The organism is Mycolicibacterium diernhoferi (assembly GCF_019456655.1).
GTDB lineage: Bacteria > Actinomycetota > Actinomycetes > Mycobacteriales > Mycobacteriaceae > Mycobacterium > Mycobacterium diernhoferi.
Window position 1 is genome coordinate 2048646 of the sequence record NZ_CP080332.1, and the last position, 26087, is coordinate 2074732.

Annotated in this window: 23 protein-coding genes; 12 read left to right on the forward strand and 11 right to left on the reverse strand. The window is 67.8% G+C overall.

Features of this window, described 5'->3' with window-relative positions:
- The first annotated feature begins 127 nt into the window (after positions 1 to 127).
- Positions 128 to 1936, forward strand: a complete 1809-nt coding sequence (locus K0O62_RS09615; protein WP_272939078.1) for a putative bifunctional diguanylate cyclase/phosphodiesterase — start codon at positions 128 to 130, stop codon at positions 1934 to 1936.
- On the opposite strand, the gene K0O62_RS09620 is transcribed toward K0O62_RS09615, so the two are convergent.
- The 3 genes from K0O62_RS09620 to K0O62_RS09630 all read right to left on the reverse strand — a co-directional run bounded on the left by K0O62_RS09620 (position 1933) and on the right by K0O62_RS09630 (position 4420).
- Complete coding sequence (locus K0O62_RS09620; protein WP_220045508.1) at positions 1933 to 2919, reverse strand: IS481 family transposase; 987 nt, start codon at positions 2917 to 2919, stop codon at positions 1933 to 1935. The genes K0O62_RS09615 and K0O62_RS09620 overlap by 4 nt on opposite strands.
- 107 nt (positions 2920 to 3026) lie before the next feature.
- Positions 3027 to 3695, reverse strand: coding sequence for an SAM-dependent methyltransferase (locus K0O62_RS09625; RefSeq protein WP_073855794.1), 669 nt, complete (start codon positions 3693 to 3695; stop codon positions 3027 to 3029).
- 20 nt (positions 3696 to 3715) lie between these two features.
- Positions 3716 to 4420 (reverse strand): dienelactone hydrolase family protein, encoded by a 705-nt coding sequence (locus K0O62_RS09630; protein ID WP_073855795.1) that lies wholly within the window; start codon positions 4418 to 4420, stop codon positions 3716 to 3718.
- Between the two features lie 157 nt (positions 4421 to 4577).
- On the opposite strand from K0O62_RS09630, the gene K0O62_RS09635 reads away from it, so the two are divergent.
- Positions 4578 to 5240, forward strand: coding sequence for a TetR/AcrR family transcriptional regulator (locus tag K0O62_RS09635; RefSeq protein WP_073855796.1), 663 nt, complete (start codon positions 4578 to 4580; stop codon positions 5238 to 5240).
- A 58-nt stretch (positions 5241 to 5298) separates the two neighbouring features.
- Here K0O62_RS09635 and K0O62_RS09640 read toward each other — a convergent pair whose 3' ends face one another.
- Positions 5299 to 6681 carry a cytochrome P450 gene (locus K0O62_RS09640; RefSeq protein WP_276036003.1) on the reverse strand — a complete coding sequence of 461 codons (1383 nt, stop codon included), beginning with the start codon at positions 6679 to 6681 and terminating at the stop codon, positions 5299 to 5301.
- Between the two features lie 115 nt (positions 6682 to 6796).
- Here K0O62_RS09640 and K0O62_RS09645 point away from each other — a divergent pair, with 115 nt between their 5' ends.
- Positions 6797 to 8923, forward strand: coding sequence for an Rv1355c family protein (locus tag K0O62_RS09645; RefSeq protein ID WP_073855797.1), 2127 nt, complete (start codon positions 6797 to 6799; stop codon positions 8921 to 8923).
- Here K0O62_RS09645 and K0O62_RS09650 read toward each other — a convergent pair.
- From K0O62_RS09650 to K0O62_RS09665, 4 genes are read right to left on the reverse strand one after another with little or no spacing between them, the layout of a single operon-like run.
- Positions 8920 to 10386, reverse strand: coding sequence for a class I adenylate-forming enzyme family protein (locus K0O62_RS09650; protein ID WP_073855798.1), 1467 nt, complete (start codon positions 10384 to 10386; stop codon positions 8920 to 8922). The genes K0O62_RS09645 and K0O62_RS09650 overlap by 4 nt on opposite strands.
- Positions 10387 to 10415: 29 nt before the next feature.
- Positions 10416 to 10652, reverse strand: a complete 237-nt coding sequence (locus K0O62_RS09655; protein WP_073855799.1) for a hypothetical protein — start codon at positions 10650 to 10652, stop codon at positions 10416 to 10418.
- Positions 10653 to 10711: 59 nt separating this feature from the next.
- Positions 10712 to 11842, reverse strand: coding sequence for an acyl-CoA dehydrogenase family protein (locus K0O62_RS09660; protein ID WP_073855800.1), 1131 nt, complete (start codon positions 11840 to 11842; stop codon positions 10712 to 10714).
- The gene (locus K0O62_RS09665; protein ID WP_073855801.1) at positions 11843 to 13075 is read right to left on the reverse strand and encodes an acyl-CoA dehydrogenase family protein; all 1233 of its coding nucleotides are present in this window, start codon (positions 13073 to 13075) and stop codon (positions 11843 to 11845) included.
- A gap of 364 nt (positions 13076 to 13439) precedes the next feature.
- On the opposite strand from K0O62_RS09665, the gene K0O62_RS09670 reads away from it, so the two are divergent.
- Positions 13440 to 14195, forward strand: a complete 756-nt coding sequence (locus K0O62_RS09670; RefSeq protein WP_073855802.1) for an FAD-binding protein — start codon at positions 13440 to 13442, stop codon at positions 14193 to 14195.
- A gap of 3 nt (positions 14196 to 14198) precedes the next feature.
- Here K0O62_RS09670 and K0O62_RS09675 read toward each other — a convergent pair whose 3' ends face one another.
- Entirely contained in the window at positions 14199 to 15998 is a 1800-nt protein-coding gene (locus tag K0O62_RS09675) for a putative bifunctional diguanylate cyclase/phosphodiesterase (RefSeq protein WP_073855803.1), read from the reverse strand.
- A gap of 216 nt (positions 15999 to 16214) precedes the next feature.
- Positions 16215 to 16964 (reverse strand): hypothetical protein, encoded by a 750-nt coding sequence (locus tag K0O62_RS09680; protein ID WP_073855804.1) that lies wholly within the window; start codon positions 16962 to 16964, stop codon positions 16215 to 16217.
- Positions 16965 to 17379: 415 nt separating this feature from the next.
- Here K0O62_RS09680 and K0O62_RS09685 point away from each other — a divergent pair, with 415 nt between their 5' ends.
- Entirely contained in the window at positions 17380 to 17832 is a 453-nt protein-coding gene (locus K0O62_RS09685; protein WP_073855805.1) for a MaoC family dehydratase, read from the forward strand.
- A 66-nt stretch (positions 17833 to 17898) separates the two neighbouring features.
- Here K0O62_RS09685 and K0O62_RS09690 read toward each other — a convergent pair whose 3' ends face one another.
- A complete protein-coding gene (locus K0O62_RS09690) occupies positions 17899 to 19122 on the reverse strand; it encodes an acyl-CoA dehydrogenase family protein (protein ID WP_073855806.1) in 1224 nt (407 codons plus the stop codon).
- Positions 19123 to 19237: 115 nt separating this feature from the next.
- Between K0O62_RS09690 and fabG the strand changes: the two genes are divergently transcribed.
- From fabG to K0O62_RS09725, 7 genes are all read left to right on the forward strand, one after another.
- A complete protein-coding gene (gene fabG / locus K0O62_RS09695; RefSeq protein WP_073855807.1) occupies positions 19238 to 19978 on the forward strand; it encodes a 3-oxoacyl-ACP reductase FabG in 741 nt (246 codons plus the stop codon).
- Positions 19979 to 21205: an acetyl-CoA C-acetyltransferase gene (locus K0O62_RS09700; protein ID WP_073855808.1), complete on the forward strand. Its 1227-nt coding sequence runs from the start codon at positions 19979 to 19981 to the stop codon at positions 21203 to 21205. It begins immediately after the preceding gene.
- Positions 21202 to 22395, forward strand: a complete 1194-nt coding sequence (locus tag K0O62_RS09705) for an acyl-CoA dehydrogenase family protein (protein ID WP_073855809.1) — start codon at positions 21202 to 21204, stop codon at positions 22393 to 22395. The genes K0O62_RS09700 and K0O62_RS09705 overlap by 4 nt, the downstream gene beginning before the upstream one ends.
- Positions 22379 to 23092 carry a GntR family transcriptional regulator gene (locus tag K0O62_RS09710; protein WP_073855810.1) on the forward strand — a complete coding sequence of 238 codons (714 nt, stop codon included), beginning with the start codon at positions 22379 to 22381 and terminating at the stop codon, positions 23090 to 23092. Before K0O62_RS09705 ends, K0O62_RS09710 begins: the two co-directional genes overlap by 17 nt.
- A 75-nt stretch (positions 23093 to 23167) precedes the next feature.
- The gene (locus tag K0O62_RS09715; RefSeq protein ID WP_073856169.1) at positions 23168 to 24514 is read left to right on the forward strand and encodes a flavin-containing monooxygenase; all 1347 of its coding nucleotides are present in this window, start codon (positions 23168 to 23170) and stop codon (positions 24512 to 24514) included.
- Entirely contained in the window at positions 24511 to 25110 is a 600-nt protein-coding gene (locus K0O62_RS09720; RefSeq protein WP_073855811.1) for a TetR/AcrR family transcriptional regulator, read from the forward strand. The genes K0O62_RS09715 and K0O62_RS09720 overlap by 4 nt, the downstream gene beginning before the upstream one ends.
- Complete coding sequence (locus K0O62_RS09725; RefSeq protein ID WP_073855812.1) at positions 25107 to 26009, forward strand: alpha/beta hydrolase; 903 nt, start codon at positions 25107 to 25109, stop codon at positions 26007 to 26009. The genes K0O62_RS09720 and K0O62_RS09725 overlap by 4 nt, the downstream gene beginning before the upstream one ends.
- Positions 26010 to 26087 lie beyond the last annotated feature (78 nt).

Below are 26087 nucleotides of genomic sequence, written 5' to 3' on the forward strand. Positions count from 1 at the left end.
ATGGCGCAACACACATTTCTCGGGTGGACCGCTAAAGTATTGCTGGTGTTTGCCTCCTGCCGTGTGTGCCGTGTCGGCGGGGATGCGTAGGCGGTGACATAACTTGACCGGCAGCCTCAATGGCTTGGTGGATTTGACCGCCAAACGGCTGATCACCGCGAACAGTGAGAACGCGGTCGAGGTCAGCGAGTTGGTGTTGACCGATTTGGCCGCATACCTCGGTCTGGACGTCGCATTTCTGCGCCACAATGACCATGAGATTCACGCCACGCGTCTGGTGGCGCAGTGGCCGATTCGGACCTTCGTCCCGGATCCGGACCCCATCGGAGTCGTTTACTTCGCCGACGCGGACCCGGTGTTCGCAATGGCCGAATGGCTCAAAGAGCCGCTGGTGATCCGGCCCGAACCGAAAACCGACGAATATCAGCAAACTATTCAGCAGGGCACCGAGGTGCCGCAGATCTCGCTGGCCTGCGTGCCGCTACTGTCACACGACGTCACCACCGGGACGCTGGGGTTCGTCAAATACGGCGACCGGGAGTGGCTGGAAGAAGAGCTCAACGCGCTGAAGACGATCGCGACCATGTTCGCCCAACTACAGGCGCGACTGGTGGCGATCGACCGGCTGCAGTACCTGGCCGAACACGACGACCTCACCGGGCTGTGCAACAACCGGGTGCTCTCCCAGCATCTGGACCGTCGGCTGGAGTCCGGGCAGCACGGCCCGGTGGCCGTACTGTTCACCGATCTGGACCGGCTGAAGTCGGTCAACGATCTGTTCGGCCACACCGCGGGTGACGAGTTGATCGCCCAGTTCGCCGGACGACTGCGCGAATCGGTGGGCGACACCGCGTTCCTCGCGCGCCAGGGCGGCGACGAGTTCGTGATCGTGCCGCACGGGCCGCTGGAACTCGGGCAGGCCGAAGAGCTGGCCGACCGGGTCCGGCTGCTGCTCAAGGAGCCGTTCACGGTGGGCCGCGAGTTCGTCCGGCGCACGGCCAGTATCGGTGTGGCGGTGGGGCTTCCCGGTAAGGACTCGGCGTCCGACGTGCTGCGGTACGCCGATCTGGCGCTGGTGGCCGCCAAGGGGTCGGGCGGCAACGACGTCGCGGTCTTCACCGATGCGATCGCGCGCAAGTACCTGCTGCTCAACGATGTCGAGTTGCATCTGCGCGACGGCATCGAGACCGACGCGTTCGTGGTGCACTACCAGCCCGAGGTGGACCTGCGCACCGGCGCGGTGGTCGCGGTGGAGGCGCTGGTGCGGTGGAACCACCCCACCCGGGGCATCCTGCTGCCCAGTGCCTTCATGCCGGTGGCCGAATCCTCCAATCTGGCTGCGGTGCTGGGCCGCAAGGTGTTGCACGACTCCTGCGCGCAGCTGCGGCAGTGGCGCTCGATGGGTCTGGCCCGCGACGTCAAACTGCGGGTCAACGTGTCACCGGTGCAGCGGGTGGCCTACGGGTTCGCCGACCACGTCGCCCGGGTGCTCGAGGAGTTCGACCTGGAACCGTCGTCGTTGAGCCTGGAGATCTCGGAGAGCTTCGTCACCGACGATGCCGACGTCAACGGCGACACCCTCACCGAGTTGCGGGCCCTCGGTGTCAGCGTGGCCCTCGATGAATTCGGGGCCGCCTACAGCGATCTCAGCCGCCTCAAGGCGCTGCCGATCGACACCCTGAAGATCGACCGGACTTTCGTGCAGGAACTGCAGGAGGGCTCCGACGATCTGGCGATCATCCGGGCCATCGTTTCGCTGGGCGAGGCGTTCGGGCTCGGTCTGGTCGCCGTCGGCCTGGAGACCGAGGCGGCAGCGCAGACCCTGGTGCAGCTGGGTTGCTTTCAGGCCCAGGGTTTTCTGCTGTCCCCGCCGGTCGATGCCGCCGCCATGGCGAAGATCCTGGCGGCCGGCACGATCGACTGGCAGACCGGCTAGCTGTACTGACCTGAGAGGTTAGGTACGCGGGTGGCAGGTGGTTCGCCGCCGAGTGCGGTGTGGCCGCGGTGGTAATTGTAGGTGTGTAGCCAGCGTGGATACTCGGCGCAGCGTTCAGCGTCGCTGGTGTAGAGCCGGGCGTAGGCCCATTCGTCGGCCAGGGTGCGGTGGAAGCGTTCGACCTTGCCGTTGGTTTGCGGCCGGTAGGGGCGGGTGCGGCGATGTTCGACGTCGCCGAGTGCGTCCCGGAAAGCGTGTGATCGGTAGCAGGAACCGTTGTCGGTCAACACTTTACGAACAGTGATCCCGCACTCGTTGAACCAGGCGTTAGCGCGTAGCCAAAACGCGGCGGCGGTCTCTTTGCGTTCATCGGTGAGCAGCTCGCTATAAACCAGTCGTGAGTGTGCATCTATCGCGGTGTGCAGAAAGTGGTAGCCGCGCACCAACCGGCGATTGCGGTGTTGGCCGGCCCCTCTGCTTGCCTGTGCGTTGCGATTGCCCACGCTGCGCCCTTGCATCCGCCATCCACCGCCGGCGGGGACCTTACCGACCTTCTTGACATCGACATGGACCAGTTCACCGACGGCTGTGGTGTTGATCCGTCGGATGACCCTGCCGGTGGGGCGGTCCAGCCAGCGCAGGCGCGCGATCCCGTAGCGGGTCAGCACCCGGTGCACAGTCGAAGGATGGATGCCTAACAGATAGCCGATCTGGGCTGGGCCCCAACGACGGATGACTCGGACCTTGATGATTCGCCGCTCGGTGCGGGTGGGTGTCTGATTGGGGCTGTGGTGCGGTCGTGAGCTGCGATCGGCCATGCCGGCCGGTCCCAGTTCGCGATACCTGCTGGCCCAACGCTGGGCAGTGGTGACCGCGACCTGAAACCGCTCGGCGGCCCGGCGCAGCGACCAGCCGTCCTCGACAACACAACGAGCCAGCCGCAGACGACCGGTTTCTGACAATGGGGCATTACGGTGGGACACGAAGACCTCCGAGAGAGTGGGTGCGTTCCTAGACAGCTCGCACTTCACTCGGAGGTCTTCTCCATGTCACCACGCCACGCCGTACCTAACGTCCGTGGTCAGTACAGCTAGCCGGTCTTGCGTGCCGAGAGCAGCAGCGCGGGCAGCTTGACCCGGCCCTTGTCGTCGCTGTCGAAACTGTGCTCCGGCAGGTTCGGGACATCGGGCAGCTTCACCGCCACGAAGGCCGGCGCGACGTTCTCGATGGTCCAGACCCGCGAGACCACCTCGCGCAGTTCGGCCTCGGTGACCAGATTGGGTACCGGGAAAGGGGAGTCCGGGGGGAGCGCATCGGTGGTGAACACCAGCATGTGCAGCACCGCGCCGGGCGCGGACACCTGGTGCACCCCGCGCAGGTAATCCTCGCGCGCCTCGACCGGCAGCGAATGGAACAGCGTGCAGTCGACGATGGTGTTGAACGGCTCGCCGTCGACGGTGAGCGTGCGCAGATCCCCTTGGACGAAGCGCACATTGGTCAGGTTGCGTGCCGCCGCGGCCCGGGTGGCCGCCTCGATGGCGACGGTCGAGATGTCGGCACCCACCACGTCATAGCCGTGCTCGGCGAGCGCCAGCGAGACGTCGCCGACGCCGCAGCCGGCGTCCAGCACGGGGCCGGTGATCTTGCCGGCGTCGACCAGCGCCACGATCTCGGGCTGTGCCTCGCCGATGTTCCACGGCGGCGGCCCCGCGAAAACGTGGTCGGAGTACGCAGCGTCCCAATCCATCACCTCAGCCATAGCTGGCCAGCGTAGCGCCTTCAGCTCAGATGTTCCTCGAAGAAGGAGAGGATCCGTCGCCACGCGTCCTCGGCTTCGGGTTCGGAGTAGCTCATCGCCGCGAGTCGCTCGATGACGGTGAACGGTGCCGGTATGCCGAAGTCGTTCATGAAGGCGTGACCGACGTTCTCGTACTCCTTGATGTCGCGGGCGACCCCGCCCTTGGCCAGCACGGCCTCCAGCTCGGCGGCCGACCCGGTGCGCGTGATCCGGTCCTTGGCCCCGTAACTCGCGACCACCGGACAGGATTCGGCCAGCGCATCGATGTTCTTGGGGTTCAGGCCGTAGTTCGGTGCGCTCGCGTCGAACAATCCACTGGGCGAAAGCTGTAGGACGAAACCCGCACCCATGCAGAATCCGACCAGGCCGACCTTGCCGGTGCAGCGCGGGTCGGCCAGCAGATGGTCCCGGGCCGCGACGATGTCGTCGAAGCTGTCGCCGGTGCCGGCGAAATGCGTGCGGATGGTGGAGACCATGCACTTGATCCTGAGTCCGCGGCTGTACAGCGCGGGGGCGAGGGTGAGATAGCCGGCGGCGGCCAGGCGGTCGCTGATGCGGCGCAGGTCAGCGGTCATCCCGCGGACATCCTGCACCACGATCACCGCAGGCCACGGACCGTCGGTCGGGGGCACGGCGAGGTACCCGCGCAGGACACCGGCGGGGGCGGGGTAGCTGACCTTGGGCATGTGATTCCGTTGCTGTCCAGTTCATCTGGCGACTCGCCGGGCATGGTGGTCCGTCTCGCGCAGGCCCGACGGTGCGGGTGTACCGTCTGCCCAGCTTGGCATACCGCTGCACGGTAGGGGCGCATTGGATTGCAAGTTGGCTGTATTGTCATGGCCCATGACGGTCTTCCTCAGACCACGCGTACCGCCCGAGCCGACGAGTGTCGACCGGATCCGTGACGCGGCCGTGCGGACCCTCGCCGACCGTGGTGTGGCCGCGACCTCGCTGCGCGCGGTCGCCGAGGAAGCCGGGGTGTCGATCGGCCTGGTGCAGCACTACTTCGGCAACAAGGCCGGGCTGGTCGCCGCCGTCGACGACTACGTGCTGCAGGTGTTCGGCGAGATCATCGAGGCGACACCGATTCCGGAGCCGGCGACCGCTTATCCGCAGGACATGGGCACCCGGTTCGCGCAGTTGCTCGACGAGCATCCCGACCTCACCAACTACATCGCCCACGCCCTCATCGAAGGCGACAAGATCGGCTCCGTCATCTTCGACGGTCTCCTACAGATCAGCGCGGCGCAGGGGGAGAAGTTCGCCGAGGCCGGGCTGATCCGGTCCGACCTCGACCCGGTGTGGGGCTCGTTGAACCCGCTGATCCTGCGGGTCGGCGCGATGATCCTGCGCCCGCACATCGAACGTCATCTACCCGAACCGTTCGGGTCGCAATCTCAGTTACAACGCTGGGATGCGGCGGTGACGGCGCTGATCCGCAACGGCCAGATCTCGGAAGGCCAGATCTCGGAAGGCCAGATCTCGGAAGCTGCCGTCGACAACTGACCACATGGCGAGCGTTGATCCCTGGTGCGGGTGTTCGTGGGGTACGCCCCACCAGGGGTCAACGCGCAGTCACCTGGGCCCCGATGACGCCGTCGGGCACCATGGTGAAGGGCACCGCGAGCGGAAAATCGGCCTCCAGCGCGGTGATTCGTGCCCGCCCGACGACGGTGGCCACCGCGAGCGTGGCCTCCAGCATCGCGAAGTGATCGCCGATGCACGACCTGGGTCCGCCGCCGAAGGGCAGATACTGCCAGCGGTCACGGTCTTTCGACCGCTCGGCACTGAACCGATCGGGATCGAACTCCAGGGGGTTCTCCCACAGCGACGGATCCCGCTGCACCGACATCCGGCCGAACACCAGCATCGTTCCGGCCTGCACCCGGTAACCGGCAACCTCCACATCCTCGGTCGCCATCCGGGTGCCGGTCGGCCCCGGCGGGCACAGCCGCAACGCCTCCTTGACGACCTGCACGGTGTAGCCGAGCCGGTCGACGTCGGCGGTGGACAACCGGCGCTCACCGATCGCCGCGACCTCGGCGGCCACCCGGTCCTGGATGTGCGGATGCCGGCCCAATGACCACAGTGCATAGGTCAGGGTGGTGGCCGTGGTGTCCTGGCCGGCGAACAGGAAGATGATCATCTCGTCGCGGATCTCGGCATCCGACAGTGGCCGGCCGGTCTCCGGATCTCTGGCGGCGATGAGGGCATGCACCAGCGGGGCATCCAGGTCCGGGTCGGCCCGGCACGCCGCGATGATCTCGTCGGCCAGTCCGCGGATGGTCGCGGTGGCCGCGTGGGCCCGCTTGCGGGCCGGGGTCGGCAGCCACGACGGTGCGCGCAGCGGCCGCAGCGCGCGGCTCACGGCGTAACTGGTGGCCACCCGCAGCGGTTCGGCGACGGCCTCGGCCCGCTCATCGAGATTCAGCCCGAGCACCGAGCGGCCCAGCACCCGCATGGACAGCAGCCCGCACTGCTCGGCCAGATCGATTGTGCGGCCGCCCGGATCGTCACCGTCGAGCCAGGAACCGACGATCTTCTCTGCGGCCTCGGCCATGTGCCCGGCGAACGAGTCGACGCGCTGCTTGGTGAAAACCGGTTGTAGAGTGCGTCGCCGAGGTAGCCATTCCTCGTGTGGCAAGACGAAAAGGTTCCCGCCGATGAGGCTGCGCAGCTGCGCGGCGACGGCGCTGGTCTTGTCGATGGAACCGTCGCGGACGCTGTTGATATCGCGGATTCCCTGAGGTGAGGTGGCCAACACGATGGGCGGCATCAGCCAGCGCGGGCCGAGGGTGAACCGGGTGACCGGCCCGCCCGCATCGCGCAGGATGTCGGTCCCGGTGTGGAAGTTGCGCAATGCATCACGTCTTTGCCGGTAGGGCAGTGGATTGAGCGGGGCCAGTGGCAGGTCGGCGACTGTGCGGCCGTGCCTGGTCTCGGGCAAAGCGATACCTCCGTTGGGTCGATTACCCCGTCCCCGTTGAATCGGACCTAGTCTACGACCCGACACCATTGGCGTTCCGGCGCCCAAGGACACCGCCCCCGACGATGAGGAAAGCATGCCGATCGCTTATCGCGCACAGATTCTGGACCCGGCCGAGCCCGCGGACAATGCGGTTCTCGACGAACTCCGCCGCGACCCGGGCATCGAAGTCCTCGATCATCACGGGCTGCAACTGGCCAGTCTTGAGGCGCTGCGTCCGGCGCCGGATCACGAACTGGTGCAGGAGCGCCGGCGGTGGGCCTACTACCCGTGGCGGCGCACCGTCATATCGGTGCTGGGGCCGCGCGCTTTTCGGGCGCTGCGGCTCGACCGCAACCGCAACAACATCACCGCCGCCGAGCAGGACCGGCTCAGCGAGGTCGTCATCGGCGTCGCCGGTCTCAGCGTCGGGCACATCATCGCCCACACGCTGGCGATGCAGGGGGTGTGCGGGCGGTTGCGGCTGGCCGACTTCGACGAGCTGGAGCTGTCCAACCTGAACCGGGTGCCGGCCACGGTCTTCGACCTGGGGGTCAACAAGGCACACGTGGCGGCGCGCCGCATCGCCGAGATCGACCCGTACCTGGCGGTCGAGGTCTTCGACACCGGCCTGAACGCCGACAGCCTCGACGCCTTCATCGACGGCCTGGACATCGCGGTGGAGGAATGCGATTCGCTGCACATGAAGGCGGTACTGCGGGTTGCCGCGCAGCAGCGCGGGATTCCGGTGTTGATGGCGACCAGTGACCGCGGGATCGTCGACGTGGAACGGTTCGACCTCGAGCCGGGCCGGCCGATTCTGCACGGTCTGCTCGGGCAGCTCGACATCGACCTGCTTCCCGGCATGACCAACCGGGAGAAGATCCCGCACATCCTGCGACACCTGGAGGCCGACCGGCTCTCGGCGCGCACCGCCGCGTCACTGATCGAGATCGACAAGTCGCTGTCGACGTGGCCGCAGCTGGCCGCAGACGTCACCGTCGGTGCCTCCGCGGTCACCGAGGCCGCCCGCCGGATCGGTCTCGGTGCCCAACTGCGTTCGGGGCGTACCCGGCTGGACATCGGCGCGGCGCTGGACCAGATCCGTGAACCCGACATGGGACACCACGGTTCGCAGGACACCGGAGAAGTCACACCGGCGGCCCGAACCGCCTCTCCTGGGGATCTGCTCGACGATCTCGCCACCGCGGCGATGCGGGCGCCCTCGGGCGGCAACGTCCAGCCGTGGCGGATCGAGGTCGGCGCCGACGAGGTCAGCATCGAGATCGCGCCGGCGCACACCTCCACCATGGACGTCGGCTTCCGGGGCAGCGCGGTGGCCGTCGGCGCGGCGCTGCTGAACACCAGGATCGCCGCGGCGGCGCACGGCGCGCTGGGGGAGGTCAGCTTCGTCGAGGACGCCGCCGGTGTGCCGCTGCGGGCGCGGCTGCGTATCGGTGACGGCGCCGACGAGGAACTGGCCGGGCTGTTCGGGGCGATGGTGGCCCGCGAGACGAACCGCCATCACGGCGAACCGCAACGCATCGACGCCGATCTGGTGGCCGCGCTCACGGACGCCGCCGAACGCGAAGGCGGACGGCTGCACCTGATCACCGACCGCGATGATATGGACAGGGTGGCAACACTATTCGCCGCTGCCGACCGTATCCGTTTCCTGACCCCGCACCTGCATCGGGAGATGATCTCGGAACTGCGGTGGCCCGGCGACCCCGATCCGGACGCCGGCATCGATGTGCGCAATCTGGAATTCGACGAGGGTGACATGGCCGTTCTCGGGGTGCTGCGCCGCCCCGATGTGATGGCCGAACTGGCGCAGTGGAACGCGGGATCGGCGCTCGGCGAGGACATGCGCGACCGGATCCGGGCCAGCTCCGCCCTGGCGGTGGTCAGTGTGCCGGGCGCAGGTCTGCGGGACTACGCCATCGGCGGCGCCGCGGTGGAAGCGGTGTGGATCGCCGCCGGGTGCCACGGTGTGGGCGCACAGCCGGTGTCCCCACCGTTCCTGTACGCCAGGACCGCCGCCGACCTACAGCAGCTGTCTCCGGACTTCGCTGACGAATTGGCGCGTCTGCAAAAGGAATTCGTGTCGCTGGTCGGGGTCGACCCGGACGATTCGATCGCCCTGACGCTGCGGCTGGCGGCCACGCCACCGGCCTCGCTGCCCAGTCGGCGCGATGACGGTCGGGTCTCGGTCGTACGCTAGCCCGCGGCGGGCGCGGTCAGCGTCTGCCGCAGTACCTCTTTGGCGACCTTGCCGTTGCTGGTGAGCGGCAGCGCGTCGACGAACTCCACCCGGCGGGGCCGTTTGAACGCCGCCAGGTGCGCCCGCACGTGGGCGGTCAGGTCCTCGGCCGAGGGCCGCGCCCGGGCGTGCGCGACGATGACCGCACAGATCGCCTCACCCCAGTACTCGTCGGGCACGCCGATCACCGCAGCCTGATCGACACCGGGATGCAGGCTCAGCACGTCTTCCACCTCACGCGAGGACACGTTCTCCCCGCCGGTGATGATGACGTCCTTGAGCCGGTCGGTCACCACGAGCCGGCCGCCGTCGTCGATGAACCCGGCGTCGCCGGTGTGCAGCCAGCCGTCCACGGTGGCCGGACCGTCCGGCCAGTACCGCGCCGCCACCTGCGCCCCCCGGACCAGGATCTCGCCGTCGTCGGCGATGCGGACGGTGACCTCGTCGTGCGGGCGGCCCGCGCTGCGCAGCACCTGCGGGTCACCACCGAGGTGGTCGGCCGGGCCGAGAAAGGTGATGTTGCCGCCGGTTTCGGTCATTCCGTAGCCCTGGTGGAATCCGGCGCCGAGTCGATCGACGGCCCGGCGCAACAGGTCGGCCGGTATCGCCGCCGACCCGTACGCGATGTCACCCAGGGTGGGCACCGTCGCGCCGGTGGCCTCCAGGTGGGCCAGCAGGCTGTGCAGCATCGTCGGCGCCAGCGAGCACGACGTCACCCCGTGCGCATTGACCGCGGCGACGAACTCGTCGGCCCGGAAGGCCGGCACCGGCAGCACCGTGGAGGCCACGCTGTGGTGCACCAGCATGTTGTACCCGGCGATATGGCACATCGGGAACGGCAGCAGATAGACCCCGCCGGAGCGCACCGCACGCCCGGCGACGGTCCCGCGCACCGCGGTGGTGATGGAGCGGTGGGTGTGCAACACACCCTTGGGGGTGCCGGTCGATCCGCTGGTGAACAGCAGCCACGCCGGATCGTCGGGCGCCACAGCGACATCCGGCTCGGTATCGGAATCCCGCCGCCATTCGGGATCGTCGAAGGACACCACCGCACCGGCGACACCGCGCAGCGGTTCGGTGTACCGGGCGTCGCCCAGCACCAGCGCGGGTGCGGCCCGCTGTAGCTGGTCGATGTGCTCGTGCACGCTGAGCCGCTGGTTGATCAACGTGAGGACGCGGCCACTGCGCGGCACCGCGTAGTACAGCCGGGCGTAGTCGGCGCCGTTGTCGGCGAGCACGGCGATCCGATCGCCGGGCCGGCTGCGGGCGGTGATCCACGACGCGACCGCCCGCACCTGAGCATCGAATTGCGCGAAGGAGACCGCGGTGCCGTCCGGGGCGATGAGCGCGGCCCGGTCAGGTGCGCGCAGCGCCGCGGCAGCCACCAGGTCGTGGATCAGGGCAGAGGTCGAAGGGCCGGTCATGGGGGCCGTACCGGTGTGCACGGTCCCTCCTAACGGGAGACCGGCGTCGCGGTGTCCTCCCGGAAATCGACGGGGCGGGGCAGCATCCACCGGTAGACGGTGACGCCGGGCATCATGACCGGCCAGAGCACACCGAAGATCGCGCTCACCAGAATCAGAGCGAAGTTCGCGGGCCGGCCGGCGGCACGGATCACCCGCCAGAACCACGCCGCGCAGAACCCGCCCACCACCAGGTAGGCGACCACAGTGAGCGGCGAGAGGTCCATCGGAAAATCAGCGTACCGTCCGACGGCCGCGCTTCACAGCGAAGTCAACTGCCGGCCGGTCAGGGCCGGGTCAGCTCCGCATACCGGGCGACGTGGTGGTCGGTGGAACCGAACTCGTACTGCACCGCCGTCAGCCGCTTGAAGTAGTGCCCGATGGCGAGTTCCTCGGTCATCCCCATGCCGCCGTGCAGCTGCACCGCGTTCTGGCCGACGAACCGGGCGGCCCGGCCGACGGTGGCCTTGGCCGCCGACACCGCGCGGGCGCGCTGCGCCGGCTCGGCCTCCAGGTTCAGCACCGCCAGGTACACGGCGGCCACCGACTGCTCGAGCTCCATGTGCATGTCCACCATGCGGTGCTGCAGGGCCTGGAAGCTGCCGATCGGCGTGCCGAACTGCTGGCGCTGCTTGCAGTACTCGACGGTGTCGGCCACCACCTTGCGCATGTTGCCGACCGCTTCGGCGCAGACCGCCGCGGCGCCCTCGTCGCGGGCACGGGCCAGGGAATCCCAGGCCCCGCCATCGGATCCGAGCAACGTGGCCGGCACGCCGGCCAGTTCGATGTCGGCCGCCCAGCGGTCGTCGACGGTGCGGTAGTGGTGCTGGATGAGACCGGCCGGCGCTTGGGCCGGATCGCCGCCGGCCAGATCGACCAGGAACAGCGACAGCCCCGCCGGGGTGTTCGCGGTGACCAGCAGGTGGGTGGCCAGCCGCGCGTGCAGCACCACGATCTTGGCGCCGTCGAGCACCCACCCGTCGCCCTCGGCGCGGGCGGTGGTGGTCACGTCCTGCCAGCGGTCACCGGACTGAGCCTCGGCCGCGGCCAGGGCGAGCACGGCCTCACCGCCGGCGATCTTCTCCAGCAGCCCGTTGGCGATGTCGCCGCCGGCGCGCTGCAGCAGGCCACCGGCCACCACGACGGTGTCGACGTAGGGTTCGACGACCAGCGCGTGTCCCAGCGCCTCGGCGATCACCATGATCTCCACCGGCCCGCCGCCGATCCCGCCCATCTCCTCGGGCAGTGCAGCGCCCAGGATGCCGAGTTCGTCGGCGAAGGACTGCCAGATCCCGGGCTGCCAGCCCTCGCCGAGCTTGATGGCGCGCCGGCTGGACTCCAGCCCGTAGCGCGATGCCAGGAACTTGGTGAGGCCGTCGCGGAGTAGTTCCTGCTCACCGGTCAGTTTGAAGTCCATCTACAGTCCCAATTCTGCTTTGGCGAGGATGTTTCGCTGAATCTCGTTGCTGCCGGCGTAGATCGAGCCGGCGCGGTCGTTGAAGTAGCGCAGCGGTGCGACGGCCTGCCACGGCTCGCCGGACAGGTAGTCGTCTGCGGGCGGTGTGAAGTCGGCGATCGGGCCACCCGGGCAGGCGGCGTGCGGCTGATAGGCCCGGCCGCGCGGGCCGGCCGCCTCCATGGACAGTTCGGTCAGCGTCTGGCTCAGCTCGGTGGAGATCACCTTGAGCATCGAGGAGGCCGCACCCGGATGGCCGCCGCCGGCCAGCGCGGCCAGCACCCGGTACTCCAGGATCTCCAGCACCTCGGTGCGGATCCGGGCATCGGCCAGCTTGCGGGCGAAGGCAGGATCGTCGATCAGCTTGCCGCCGCTCGGGCCGGGCTGCTCGGTGGCCACCTCGGCGATGTTCTCGGCCATCACCTGCAACGCGGGTGCGGTGGCGCCGCCGCCGCGCTCGAACTCCAGCAGGTACTTGGCGACCGTCCAGCCCTCGTCGATATTGCCGATCACATTGGCCTTGGGGACCCGCACCTCGTCGAAGAACACCTGGCTCTGGACCTCTTCGCCGGAGGTCATCACCAGCGGGCGGATCTCGATCCCGGGGGTGGCCATATCCAGCAGCACGAAGGTGATGCCCTGCTGTTTCTTACCGGTGCGGGAGGTGCGCACCAGGGCGAACATCCAGTTGGCCTCGGTGGCGTGGGTGGTCCAGATCTTGCTGCCGGTGCAGACCAGATCGTCGCCGTCCTGCACGGCGGCCATGGTCAGCGCGGCCAGGTCCGAACCCGCCTCCGGCTCGGAATAGCCCTGGCAGAAGAACACCTCGCCGGTGAGGATGCGGGGGAGGAAGAAGTCCTTCTGCTCCTCGGTGCCGAACTTGACGATCGCGTGCGCGACCATCCGGATGCCCATCGGCGACAGCGACGGGGCGCCGGCCAGCTGGGATTCCCGGCTGAAGATGTAGTGCTGGGTCAGGCTCCAGTCGCAGCCGCCGTACTCGACCGGCCAGGCCGGGGCCGCCCAGCCGCGTTCATGCAGGATCGCCTGCCAGGCCAAGCTCGCCTCGTGATCGCTGTACACGCTGGTCATCAGGCGTCCGGCGCGTTCGATCTCCGGGGTCATCTTCTCCGCCAGGAACCGGCGTACCTCGTCGCGGAACGCGATGTCCGCATCTGACCAGCTCAGGTCCATGAGTGCCTGCCTCTCCGTATGCTGTCTAACTTAGATATATAAGTAGCAGTTCGACGGCGGGTTGTGAAATCTATCGCTCACGGGGGCGGCTGTGACGTGGCCGACCCTCGGCCGGTCGGCCCGGCCGGGAATCGCGTCGCCGCAGGTGGTGGCGATTTGGGAGTGCTAGGGTGAGGTCATTGCCGCGATTCGTGCTGGCAAATTTGCGATGTCTCTGGGTGGTGGCTGGTTTCATTCGCTGCCGGTAGGAAGAGTCGGAATCATTCGACGTGAGCGGTCGATATCAGCGCGGACAACGGTTGCCGGCACTGGCCTCAGGCGCGCGAGCGCTGATCTACAGCTATCAAAGGGTTGCTAACGCACTATGTGGGACGAGATGGTCGACGTGGTCGCGGTGGGTGCCGGACCGGGAGCACTGGCCTGCGCGATCGCCGCGGCCGACGCCGGGCTGGACGTGTTGGTGGCCCGTCCGGGCGCGCCCGCCCCGATCGATGCCAGCGGTCCGCGCGGCTGGCTGCCGGTCGTCGACGATCCCGACACCAAGGCGTACTTCGACGCGCTGGCCGACGAACTGCCCACGGTCACGCCGGCCGACGACGCCGCGGCGCTCCAGGTCCGAGCCCTGCACGAGGTCCGGGTCGACACGTCCCGGCGCGCCCAGGTGGAGACGTTCGTCGGATCCCGACTGGGAGTCTGGGCGGCGACCTGCATCGCCTCCCCGTACGGCGTGCTGTTCACCCGGGTCGACGACTGGCCGACGGCCACCATGCGGACGGCGGGCGGGAAGTCGTTCGAGGTGACCCTCCTCGACGAGAACGGCCCGGCCGATCGGACGTTCACCGAGCGGTTGGACGCGCTCGCCGCCGACCGCGACATCGACGTGCTCGCGGACAGCCCGTTGCAACGTTTCGTGTTCGAGGAGGGCGAGATCGCCGGCGTGGTGGTCGATTCGCCGGACGGACCGTGGGCGGTGCAGGCCCGCGTCGGCATCGTGGTGACCTCGCCCAATCCGTGCCCGCCCGATGAGCGGATCCTCGCCGCCGACAGCCGGATCGGGCTGGTCGGGCTGACGGCGAGCAGGTTCGGTCGGGTAGAAGTCCTGAGCCCGGCCGATTCCTAGGGACTAGGGCTCGGCGAAGTCCACCGGTATCGTGCCCCGGCGCAGCAGCGCCTCCATCTGGTCACTGGGAATCGGGCGCGACAACAGGAAGCCCTGTGCGCGGTGGCACCCGTGCCGCAGCAGCGTGGCGGCGGCCGTACCGGTCTCCACGCCCTCGGCCACCAACTGGAGGTCGAACGCCTCGGCCAGCGCGATGATCGCCCGCACGATGGCCAGATCGCCCGGATCGGCGCCGAGATCCCGCACGAAACTCTTGTCGATCTTGAGCGCGTCCACCGGAAGCGATTTCAGCAGGGACAGCACGCTGTACCCGGTCCCGAAGTCGTCGATCGCGACCTGCACCCCGGCGTCGTGCAGCTTGGCCAGCGTCACCCGGGTGACCTCGATGTCTTGTACGACAATGCTTTCGGTGATCTCCAGGCACACCGAGCCGGGCGGCAACCCGAACTCGGCCACGATCGTGGCGACCGACTCGGCGAACCCGTCCGCGACGAGTTGTACCGGTGACACGTTCACCCGCAGGACCGCGTCGAGCCCGACGCCGTTGGCCCGCCAGCGGGCGAACTCGCCGCAGGCCGTGCGCATCACCCAGCGGCCCAGCTCGCCGGCGAGGTTGATGGATTCGGCGACTCCGATGAACGAGTCCGGGGCGAGCAGGCCGCGGGTGGGGTGCTGCCAGCGGACGAGCGCCTCGGTGGCCAGCACCTTGCCGGTCCGCATATCCACCTCGGGCAGATACCGCAGGAACAGCGCGCCCGTCTCGATGACGTTCTGCAGGTGTAGCTCGATGTCGTTGCGGAACTCGCTCTCCAGCGAGATCGCATCCGAGTAGAGGATGACCTGATTGCCGCCCGAGTTCTTGGCGGTGAGCACGGCCTGGTCGGCGTGCCGCAGCAGATCAGAGGTGCTGTCCCGGCCGGGCACCCCGACGGCGACCCCGATGCTGACCGTGCGGGTGACCATCTCACCGTCGATCGGCACCTTCTTCGACAGCGCATGCTGCAGCCGCTCCGCGAGTTCCTCGGCCGCGTCGACATCGGTGGGGGAGGCGGGAACCACGAGGAACTCGTCACCGCCGAGCCGGGCGATCATGCTGGGCCCGGCGGCCTGCGCCAGCCGCTCGGCCAGCACCTGGATGAAGCGATCTCCCGCCGAGTGGCCGAGATAGTCGTTGATCGCCTTGAGCCGGTCCAGGTCGAAGAACAGTGCGCTGACCGGGCCGGGCTGGTCGGGCTGGAGCCGGGCGTCCAGGTGGGCCATCAGGGCCCGCCGGTTGTGCAGCCCGGTCAGGTCGTCGTGCTCGGCCAGGAACCGCAGCCGGTCCTCGGCGTACACCCGGGCCTGGACCTGCGCGAACAAGGTGGCGATGGCGGCCAGCGCATGCAGTTCCTCGGAGCTCCACTGCCGGTCGCCGGCCATGACGAAGCCCAGCATCCCGGTGGTCACCTCACCGGAGGGCAACGGCACGCAGGCCACCGTGGTTCCGGCGTGGCCGCCGGTCTCGGGCCGCAGCACCACCGGTTCCTGCAGGTTCTCGGCCAGCGCGTACACCGGGTCGGCGTCGGCGAAGTGGATCAATGCCGGCGGATCGGGCTGCGCGCCGGCCGGTCGCGGTGGCCATTCGGCGATCAGCCGAGTCGCATGAATGGTGTGGTCATGGTGCCGCAGGAAACTGGAATCGACGCCGAAGTAGGTCACCAGTTCGGCAAGAACCTGCTGGCTGACGCCGGTTGCGGTGGCGGCGTCGACGGCGATCAGGCGTGTGGCGACCGCGGTGACGACGAGTTCGAGGCTGCGGGGCACCTAGACCTCTCTGTGTGACGCACCTGGTCGGTGCCCAACGATGCACGGCCCCCGAGATACCGCTTCGGCACTGCCGCCGGCGGGCTCCGGTCAGCCTGCCGAGAGTCTATTGCAGACACCGGCGCACATCGGTGACATCCGCCGGTCGTGGCGCAGCTCTTTGTCGGTGGGTTTGTCGGTGGGTTTGTCGGGGGCCACCCCGGTATCCGACCGCCGTCAGACCCCGGCCTGGACGGCCCCGGCCAATCCGCCGATGTCCTCGAGCAGCGGCAGCAACACGCGTGTCTCCGCGCGGGTGGCGATAATCTGTTGCGGGTCGGCGGTTCTGGTGAACTCGGCCTGATCCCACCACATCATCTTGGTCTCGTAGCGCTCGTCGGGGTAGGGGGTCGCCGGGATCCGGGTGGCGACCACGCCGCCGGAGGACCGCCATCGATCCAGGACGTGCGCCGCGGCGGTCGCCATGGCGAACTTCGCACCGAGGATGAAGGTGGCATGCAGCGGCATACGCGCCAGAACGGAAGCGAGAGCGCGGCTGTGTGGGTGTCTGTCATCCGACCACGCGGTCTTGACCTCCACCACCCCGAAGGGGAGACGATCCTCGATCATCTTGCGCACCAGGGGAAGTGAGTCCTGCCCGGCCCATTCGACCAGCGCATGACTCTCCTCGGGCTCCCGGTACGGTCCCTGGGTGCGGACGCCACCGACCACGTGGCCGGCGTCGTCGACCGCGGCGAGGAACAACGACGTCGCGGCGGGGTCGACGAGTGTGCTCGGGTCGATTGCGCGCTCCACCCCGTGTTTGCGGTAACTGCGCAGTGCGCCCTCGATGAAGTCGTCCCACAGCTCCGGCTCGGCCGTGGGTGTCGAGAGCACGAGCGTGCTTTCCGATTCTCGATCCCACCACTGTGCGGACGCATTGTCAGAAAGTCCGCGAAACGCGGTTTCGGCGACAGACACGCTCATTCCGGACCCACCGATCAGTTGCCGGAACGCGGCCGTGAGGGGGTACGTTCCAGAGAGGCTATTGCGAATAGTGCAGTTAAGTATCGCTATATCCAGGGCAGATACCAGCGGTAATTTATTGCCGATGCCGACAATTCGTTGCTGATCGAGCGTAGGTGCGGATTTGGCAACGATGTAATTGAGCTGTAGATAGTAGTTATCTGGTAAGAAATCAGCTAACTCGTTAGATTTGGCAAATATGATTTGCCCGTCGCGAAGTTTTCTATATCAATCGCGCATCTGACCGTCAAGTTGGCATTCGCTGCCATATCTGCGGTGCGGCGACCCGGTGCTGTCGGGACCCGGTGCGCGGTCCGCTCGCTTTACAGACTATGCATGAACCTGAAAAGTCGACGGCGCGACCGAAGGAGGAACAGTGCAGGTTTTCAAAAATCTCGACGAGTTGGTGGGCGCCCAGGGGGCCGAATTGGGCCCGACGGAATGGCTGGAGATCAGTCAGGATCGGGTCAATAAGTTTGCCGACGCAACAGAAGACCACCAGTGGATCCACGTCGACCCCGAGCGTGCGGCCAACGGCCCCTTCGGCGGCACCATCGCGCACGGGCTGCTGACCCTCTCGTTGCTGCCGCACTTCAACCATCAGCTCTACCGGGTGGAGGGCATCTCGCTGGCGGTCAACTACGGCTACAACAAGGTTCGGTTCATCACCCCGGTGAAGGTGGGTGCCCGTGTGCGCGCCCGTGGCGTGGTCAATGACGTCACCCAGCTCCAGGGCGCCGCCCAGTCCACGGTGACCATCACCGTCGAGATCGAGGGGTCGGAAAAGCCTGCGGCAGTTGCGGAGTCGATCATCCGCTACATCGCCTGACGTTTCGGGCACGTACAGCAGAAGGCCTCGGGCTCGCCCGAGGCCTTCGCGTTTTTCAGGAGAGGGTCAGGCCGAGGCTTTGGCCTTGCGTTGAGCCGCCTTCACCAGACCGCCGCCGATGATGAGCCGCTGGATCTCGCTGGTGCCTTCATAGAGTCGCAGCAGCCGCACCTCGCGGTAGATCCGCTCCACCGCCACCTCGCGCATATAGCCACTGCCGCCGTGAATCTGCACGGCGAGATCGGCGACCTTGCCGGCCATCTCGGTGCAGAACAGCTTCGCCGAGGACGGTGCGATGCGCCGGTCCTCCTCGGTGACCCACAGGCGCGCCGCCTCACGGACCAGGGCCCGCCCGGCCATCACGCCGGTCTGCTGATCGGCGATCATGGCCTGCACCAACTGGAAGTCCCCGATCGGTGTGCCGCCCTGGGTGGCGGTGGCGGCGTAGGCCACCGATTCGTCGAGGGCACGCTGGGCGGCACCGACGGCGAGCGCGGCGATGTGCACCCGGCCGCGGGCCAGCGATGTCATCGCCGCCCGGTAGCCGACGTCCTCGCTGCCGCCGACCAGCGCGTCGGCGCCGACGCGGACCTCGTCGAAGCTGACGTCGGCGGTCCAGGCGCCCTCCTGGCCCATCTTGGCGTCCTTGGCGCCGATGGTGACCCCGGGGGAGTCGGCGGGGACGAGGAAGACCGCGATGCCGGCGCCGTCGGCGTCGGCGGGGCGGGTGCGGGCGAAGGTCACGAACAGATCGGCGTTGGGGGCGTTGGTGATGAACCGCTTCTGCCCGGTGATCACCCAGTCTGTGTCACTTCCCGAGTCGCTGCGCTCCTGCCCGCCGGAACCATCCCTGACGGCCTTGGTGCGCAGGCCGGCGGGATTGGACCCGGCGCCCGGCTCGGTCAGCGCGAAGGAGGCGACCACCGCGCCGGAGGCGATGCCTTCGAGCCAGCGGGACTTCTGCTCATCGGTGCCGAACCCGACGAGCACCTGCCCGGCGATGCCGTTGTTCGTGCCGAACATCGAACGCAGCGCCAGGCTGGTGTAGCCGAACTCCATGGCCAGCTCGACGTCCTGGGCGAGGTTGAGGCCCAGTCCGCCCCACTCCTGTGGGATCGCGTAGCCGAACAGGCCCATCTCCTTGGTCTGCTCGCGGATGTCGTCGGGTACCCGGTCGGCGGCCATGATCTCCAGTTCGCGCGGGACCACCTGATTGCGGACGAACTGCCGGGTGGCGGCGAGGATGTCGGCGAAGTCTTCGTCGGACACGGCGGTCGGATTGGCGGCCATCAGCGGCAACTCCTGGATTGATGCGACAAGCGGTGGGGCGATTTGGTACAAGAAATATCATATTTTATGTTTGGTACCTGGCTCCAGAAGGGGCCACAGGAAGGGATGGACTGGCATGGGTCTGCTTGACGGCCGCACCGCGGTGATCACCGGGGGTGCACAGGGGATCGGGTTCGCGATCGCCGAACGGTTCGTGGCGGAGGGCGCCCGCGTGGTGCTCGGCGACCTGAACCTCGACGCCACCGAGGCCGCTGTCGCCAAGCTGGGCGGACCGTCGGTCGCCAAGGCGGTGACCTGCAACGTGGTCGAGGCGACCGAGGTGGAGGCGCTCGTCGGGGCGGCCGTGGACACCTTCGGCAGCTTGGACGTCATGGTCAACAACGCCGGCATCACCCGCGACGCGACCATGCGCAAGATGACCGAGGAGCAGTTCGACCAGGTCGTCGCCGTGCACCTGAAGGGCTCCTGGAACGGCACCCGGCTGGCCGCCGGCATCATGCGCGAGGCCAAAAGCGGTGCGATCGTGAACATCTCGTCGATCTCCGGCAAGGTCGGCCTGGTCGGCCAGACCAACTACTCGGCCGCCAAGGCCGGCATCGTCGGCCTGACCAAGGCCGCCGCCAAGGAGGTCGCCCACTTGGGCGTGCGGGTCAACGCGATCCAGCCCGGCCTGATCCGCTCGGCCATGACCGAGGCCATGCCGCAACGGATCTGGGACCAGAAGCTGGCCGAGATCCCGATGGGCCGCGCCGCCGAACCCAGCGAGGTCGCCTCGGTGGCCCTGTTCCTGGCCTCGGACCTGTCCTCGTACATGACGGGCACCGTGCTCGAAGTGACCGGCGGGCGGCACATCTAGATGGCCGAGTTCACCCGGGAAGCCGTCATCTGCGAGCCGGTCCGCACCCCGATCGGCCGCTACGGCGGCATGTTCAAATCCCTGACCGCGGTCGATCTCGGCGTCGCGGCGCTGCAGGGTCTGTTGGCGCGCACCGGCGTGCCCGCCGACGCGATCGAGGACGTGATCCTCGGGCACTGCTATCCCTCCAGCGAGGCGCCGGCCATCGGCCGGGTCGTGGCGTTGGACGCCGGCCTGCCGATCACGGTGCCCGGCATGCAGATCGACCGCCGCTGCGGATCGGGGCTGCAGGCCGTCATCCAGGCCTGCCTGCAGGTGGCCGGCGGCAGCAACGAACTGGTCGTCGCCGGTGGCGCCGAATCGATGAGCAATGTGGCCTTCCACTCCACCGATATGCGCTGGGGCGGAGCCCGCAGCGGGGTGCAGATCCACGATGGTCTGGCCCGCGGCCGGGTCACCGCCGGCGGCAAGAACTACCCGGTGCCCGGCGGCATGCTGGAGACCGCGGAGAACCTGCGCCGCCAGTACGGCATCTCCCGGGTCGAGCAGGACGAACTCGCGGTGCGCTCGCACCAGAAGGCGATCGCCGCGCAGACCAGCGGGGTGCTGGCCGAGGAGATCATTCCGGTCACGGTGTCCTCGCGAGCGGGCGAGCAGGTGATCTCCGTGGACGAACACCCGCGCGCGGACACCTCGGTAGAGGCGCTGGCCAAGCTGCGGCCGGTGCTGGGCAAGAGTGACCCCGAGGCCACCGTGACCGCGGGTAACTCCAGCGGCCAGAACGACGCGGCCTCCATGTGCATCGTCACCACCCGCGAACGCGCCGCCGAACTGGGACTCAAACCCCTTGTCCGGCTGGCCTCCTGGGGCCTGGCCGGGGTGGCACCCAACGTCATGGGCATCGGGCCGGTGCCGGCCACCGCGAAGGCGCTGGACAACGCCGGGCTCAAGCTCGCCGATATCGACATCATCGAACTCAACGAGGCGTTCGCCGCGCAGGCGCTGGCCTGCATGCGCGAATGGCAGTTCACCGACGCCGATCTGGAGCGCACCAACGTGCGCGGTTCGGGCATCTCGCTCGGGCACCCGGTCAGCGCCACCGGCGGGCGGATGCTCGCCACCCTGGCCCGCGAACTGGAGCTGCGCGACGCGCGGTACGGGCTGGAGACCATGTGCATCGGTGGCGGCCAGGGCCTGGCCGCCGTATTCGAACGGATTTCTGCATGACCAAACTCGCCCAAACCCCCGGCCTGACCGACGTCCAGGCCGAGATCGTCGCCACCGTGCGCCAGTTCGTGGACAAGGAGATCATCCCGAACGCGCAGGAACTGGAGCATTCGGACACCTATCCGCAGCAGATCGTCGACCAGATGCGGGAGATGGGTCTGTTCGGGCTGATGATCCCCGAGGAGTACGGCGGCCTCGGTGAGTCACTGCTCACCTACGCGCTGTGTGTGGAGGAACTGGCCCGCGGCTGGATGAGCGTCTCCGGTGTGATCAACACCCACTTCATCGTCGCGTACATGATCCGCCAGCACGGCACCGACGAGCAGAAGCAGCACTACCTGCCGCGGATGGCGACCGGGGAGGTGCGTGGCGCGTTCTCGATGTCCGAGCCGGAGTTGGGCTCCGATGTCGCCGCGATCCGCACCAAGGGTGTTCGGGATGCCGACGGGAACTACACGATCACCGGCCAGAAGATGTGGCTGACCAACGGTGGCAGCTCGACGCTGGTGGCCGCTTTGGTGAAAACCGATGAGGGAGCGGACAAGGCGCACCGCAACCTGACCGCGTTCCTGATCGAGAAGCCCGCCGGATTCGGTGAGGTGTTGCCGGGGCTGACCATCCCGGGCAAGCTCGACAAGCTCGGCTACAAGGGCATCGACACCACCGAGATGATCTTCGACGGCTACCGTGCCACCGCCGGCGACGTGCTCGGCGGGGTGCCCGGCAAGGGCTTCTTCCAGATGATGGACGGTGTCGAGGTCGGCCGGGTGAACGTCTCGGCGCGGGCCTGCGGGGTTGCGCTGCGGGCGTTCGAATTGGCGATTCGCTATGCGCAGCAACGGGAGACGTTCGGCAAGCCGATCGCCGGGCACCAGGCCATCGCCTTCCAGCTCGCCGAGATGGCAACCAAGGTCGAGGCCGCCCACCTGATGATGGTCAACGCGGCCCGGCTCAAGGACTCCGGCGACCGCAACGACGTGGCCTCCGGTATGGCGAAATACCTTGCCAGTGAGTACTGCGCGGAGGTCACCCAGCAGGCGTTCCGGATCCACGGCGGCTACGGCTACTCCAAGGAGTACGAGATCGAGCGGCTGATGCGGGATTCGCCCTTCCTGCTGATCGGCGAGGGCACCAGCGAGATCCAGAAGACCATCATCAGCAAGAACCTGCTCGATGAGTATCGGATCTGATCCACCGGGGCGAGCGGAGCGACGGGGGGACCCGGAGTTCGCGGCCCGCCCGCAACTGTCCGACGACGTCGCCCGGGTGGTGCGGCGGCGGATCTTCGACGGCACCTACCGTGCCGGGGAGTACCTGCGACTGGACCAGTTGGCCGCGGACCTCGGGATCAGTGTCACCCCGGTGCGGGAGGCGCTGCTGAACCTGCGCGCGGAGGGTCTGCTGGTGCAGCACCCGCGACGCGGATTCATGGTGTTGGAGTTCACCGCGCGCGACCTCGCCGACGTCGCCCAGGTGCAGGCGTATGTCGGCGGGGAACTCGCGGCCAGGGCGGCCGAGAACATCAGCGCCGAACAGCTTTCCGAGCTCAAGGAGATCCAGGACCAGCTGGAGCGGGCCTACGGGGAATCCGATCCGGAGCGCACGGTGCGGCTCAACCACGAGTACCACCGGTTGATCAACGTCGCCGCCGCCTCACCCAAGCTGACCCAGTTCATGTCGGGGATCACCCGTTATCAGCCCGAGTCGGTGTTCCCGACGCTGCCGGGTTGGCCGACGCAGTCGATCAAGGACCACCGCCGGGTGATCGCGGCGTTCGAGAACCGCGATCCGAGCGAGGCCCGGGCGGCGATGGCCGAGCACTTCACCATCGGGGTGGCCCCGCTGTGCGAGCACCTGGCCGCGCTGGGGGTCATCGCGCCGATCTGACGGGCGTCAGAACCTGTTGACGTGCGTCAGCACACCTCGCTAGTGTTCCGCATCACAGCGACCCGAGGAGTGACTGTGGTGCGAAGCCAGCCGCGGACGGCGATCATCGGTGCCGGGATCAGCGGGCTGACCGCGGGCAAGATGCTCAAGGACTACCGGATTCCCTACACCACCTTCGAGATGTCCGACCGGATCGGCGGCAACTGGGCGTTCGGCAACCCCAATGGTCTGAGCAGTGCCTACCGCTCACTGCACATCGACACCTCCAAGCACCGGTTGTCCTTCAAGGATTTTCCGGTGCCCGAGCACTACCCGTCGTTCCCGCACCACAGCGACGTCAAGGCCTATCTGGACTCCTACGCCGAGGCTTTCGGCCTGCTGGAGAACATCGAATTCAACAATGGCGTGCGCCATGCCCGGCCGCGTCCCGGCGGCGGATGGCTGATCGAGGACCAGGCCGGGACGATGCGCGAATTCGATCTGCTGGTGGTCGGCAACGGACATCACTGGGACGCGCGGTGGGCCGAGTTCCCCGGTGAGTTCACCGGCGAGTCGATTCATTCGCACCACTACATCGACCCGCAGACCCCGCTGGCCCTGACCGGGAAACGGATCCTGGTCGTCGGCATCGGCAACAGCGCCGCCGACATCACCGTCGAACTGTCGTCGAAGACCCTGCAGAACAAGGTGACGCTGTCGACCCGGTCCAGCGCCTGGATCGTGCCGAAATACCTTGCCGGGCAGCCCGGGGACAAGATCTTCAAGACGACGCCGTATCTGCCGCTGTCCTGGCAGCGCAAGGCCGCACAGGCGTTCGCCCCGTTGGTCGGCGCGGATCCCACCAAGTACGGTCTGCCGCCGGCGAATCACAAACTGTTCGAGGCGCATCCGACCCAGTCGGTGGAGCTTCCGCTGCGGCTGGGTTCCGGTGATGTGATCCCGAAGCCGAACATCTCGCGGCTGGACGGGGACACCGTGCACTTCGACGACGGCACATCGGATGTGTTCGACGTGATCATCTACGCCACCGGATACAACATCACGTTCCCGTTCTTCGACCCCGATCTGATCAGCGCCCCGGAGAACCAGATCCGGTTGTACAAGCGGATGTTCAAACCCGGGTTCGAGGATCTGGTGTTCATCGGATTCGCGCAGGCCATCCCGACACTGTTCCCGTTCGTGGAATGCCAGTCCCGGCTGCTGGCGGCCTACGCCTCCGGCAGGTACGCGTTGCCGCCCGTCGCCGAGATGGAACGGGTGATCGACGCCGACCAGCAGTTGCACGCCGGGCACTGCACCAACCGCGCCCGGCACACGCAGCAGGTGGACTACTTCTACTACGAGCACGACATCCGCACCAAGGAGATCCCGGCCGGGACCAAACGTGCCGCGGCGGCGCGACCGGAACTCGCCCCGGTATGAGATCGCCGACCGATCGCCGACCGACGCTGCGCAGCGACGAGCGTCGGGAGGCGATCCTGGACGCCCTGGATTCCTGGTTGCAGGAATCCAGCCTCGATGCGGTCAACGTCGCCGAGATCACCGCGCAGGCCGGGGTCACCCGCTCGGCGTTCTACTTCTACTTCGAGAACAAGGCGGCGGCGGTGGCCGCGCTGATCGAGCGTCTGGTGGCCGAGGTCTTCGTCGTCAGTGACGAATTCACCTCCGGCGGTGGGGATCCACGCGAGCGGGTGTACGCCATGCTGGAGGGGTTGTTCGACAGCGCGGACCGGTACCGGCACGTGTTCAGCGCCATGCTCGAGGCGCGTGGTTCCAGTGCCGCCATCCGTCAGATCTGGGATGACGGACGCGATGCCTTCAAACCGTCGGTGACGGAGTTGATCCGCGCCGAACGGGCCGCCGATGCACCCGATCCGGAGGTGCTCGCGGCGGTGCTGCTGGAATTCAATGACCGGATGGTGGAGCGGTTCCTCTTTGGCGGTGGGCTGACGCGTGATCAGCTGATCGACGGAACGGCCGCGATATGGCTGAGCACGATTTACGGAGACCGACGATGACCTATCAGGACACGACCTACCGGGAGATTTCCTTCAGCTCACACGGAACGCGGTGCAGCGGGTGGCATTTCCGCGCCGACGGGGGCGGGGCACGGCCCGTCGTGGTGATGGCGCACGGCTTCGGCGGTACCAAGGATTCCGGGCTGGCGCCGTTCTCCGAGCGGTTCGCCGAGGCGGGCATCGACGTGCTGGCCTTCGACTACCGGGGATTCGGGGCCTCCGACGGCGAACCGCGGCAGACGATCTCGCTGGAACGCCAGATCGCCGACTTCCACAGCGCCATCGCCGCGGCCCAGGATCTGCCGGACGTCGACGGCATCGCGCTGTGGGGGGCCTCCATGTCGGGAGGTCACGTCCTACAGGTGGCAGGCGACCGGGACGACATCGCCGCGGTGATCGCGTTGACACCGTTGACAAGTGGGCTGGCCGCCGGCCGGGCCGCCATCGGCGAGCGCGATGTGCTGACCGCCCTGCGCTGGACGGCCACCGGCATGCGCAGCAAGTTGTCGGTGGCCCGGGGCGGCGCCGCGACCTTGATGCCGATCGTCGGGCGACCCGGTGAGCCGGGGGCGTTGACCTTGTCGGGAGCCTACGAGAGCTACCTGGCGATGGCGGGGCCGACCTGGCGCAACGAGATCGACGCCTCGGTCGGCATGGAGCTCGGCCGGATGAGCGTGAAATTCGCTGCCAAACGGTTGCGCTGCCCGGTGCTGGTGCAGATCGGGGACTTCGACCGGTTCGTGCCGGCGGGGGCGGTGGCCAAGACCGCCGAGTTGGCCCGCGCGCAGGTGCACCGGTACGCATGCGACCACTTCGACGTGTGGCCGGGCAACGAGTGGTTCGACAAGACCGTCACCGATCAGGTGACGTTCCTCCGGCGGGTGCTCGCGCTCGGTTGAGTTTCCCGGCGGGTATGAAAGTGCCCACCTCGCAGCGACAATCGAGCGACTTTCGCTGTCCTGAAAAAACTTTGGTCG

What these genes read in the sequence shown, in the direction of transcription:
- K0O62_RS09660 (WP_073855800.1), bottom strand. Translation starts at nt 11,842, where the DNA reads ATGGACTTCAAACTGACCGGTGAGCAGGAACTACTCCGCGACGGCCTC.
- K0O62_RS09710 (WP_073855810.1), top strand. Translation starts at nt 22,379, where the DNA reads ATGAGTATCGGATCTGATCCACCGGGGCGAGCGGAGCGACGGGGGGAC.
- K0O62_RS09680 (WP_073855804.1), bottom strand. Translation starts at nt 16,964, where the DNA reads ATGAGCGTGTCTGTCGCCGAAACCGCGTTTCGCGGACTTTCTGACAAT.
- K0O62_RS09690 (WP_073855806.1), bottom strand. Translation starts at nt 19,122, where the DNA reads ATGGCCGCCAATCCGACCGCCGTGTCCGACGAAGACTTCGCCGACATC.
- fabG (WP_073855807.1), top strand. Translation starts at nt 19,238, where the DNA reads ATGGGTCTGCTTGACGGCCGCACCGCGGTGATCACCGGGGGTGCACAG.
- K0O62_RS09665 (WP_073855801.1), bottom strand. Translation starts at nt 13,075, where the DNA reads ATGGACCTGAGCTGGTCAGATGCGGACATCGCGTTCCGCGACGAGGTA.
- K0O62_RS09720 (WP_073855811.1), top strand. Translation starts at nt 24,511, where the DNA reads ATGAGATCGCCGACCGATCGCCGACCGACGCTGCGCAGCGACGAGCGT.
- K0O62_RS09625 (WP_073855794.1), bottom strand. Translation starts at nt 3,695, where the DNA reads ATGGCTGAGGTGATGGATTGGGACGCTGCGTACTCCGACCACGTTTTC.
- K0O62_RS09725 (WP_073855812.1), top strand. Translation starts at nt 25,107, where the DNA reads ATGACCTATCAGGACACGACCTACCGGGAGATTTCCTTCAGCTCACAC.
- K0O62_RS09700 (WP_073855808.1), top strand. Translation starts at nt 19,979, where the DNA reads ATGGCCGAGTTCACCCGGGAAGCCGTCATCTGCGAGCCGGTCCGCACC.
- K0O62_RS09655 (WP_073855799.1), bottom strand. Translation starts at nt 10,652, where the DNA reads ATGGACCTCTCGCCGCTCACTGTGGTCGCCTACCTGGTGGTGGGCGGG.
- K0O62_RS09630 (WP_073855795.1), bottom strand. Translation starts at nt 4,420, where the DNA reads ATGCCCAAGGTCAGCTACCCCGCCCCCGCCGGTGTCCTGCGCGGGTAC.
- K0O62_RS09705 (WP_073855809.1), top strand. Translation starts at nt 21,202, where the DNA reads ATGACCAAACTCGCCCAAACCCCCGGCCTGACCGACGTCCAGGCCGAG.
- K0O62_RS09635 (WP_073855796.1), top strand. Translation starts at nt 4,578, where the DNA reads ATGACGGTCTTCCTCAGACCACGCGTACCGCCCGAGCCGACGAGTGTC.
- K0O62_RS09645 (WP_073855797.1), top strand. Translation starts at nt 6,797, where the DNA reads ATGCCGATCGCTTATCGCGCACAGATTCTGGACCCGGCCGAGCCCGCG.
- K0O62_RS09670 (WP_073855802.1), top strand. Translation starts at nt 13,440, where the DNA reads ATGTGGGACGAGATGGTCGACGTGGTCGCGGTGGGTGCCGGACCGGGA.
- K0O62_RS09650 (WP_073855798.1), bottom strand. Translation starts at nt 10,386, where the DNA reads ATGACCGGCCCTTCGACCTCTGCCCTGATCCACGACCTGGTGGCTGCC.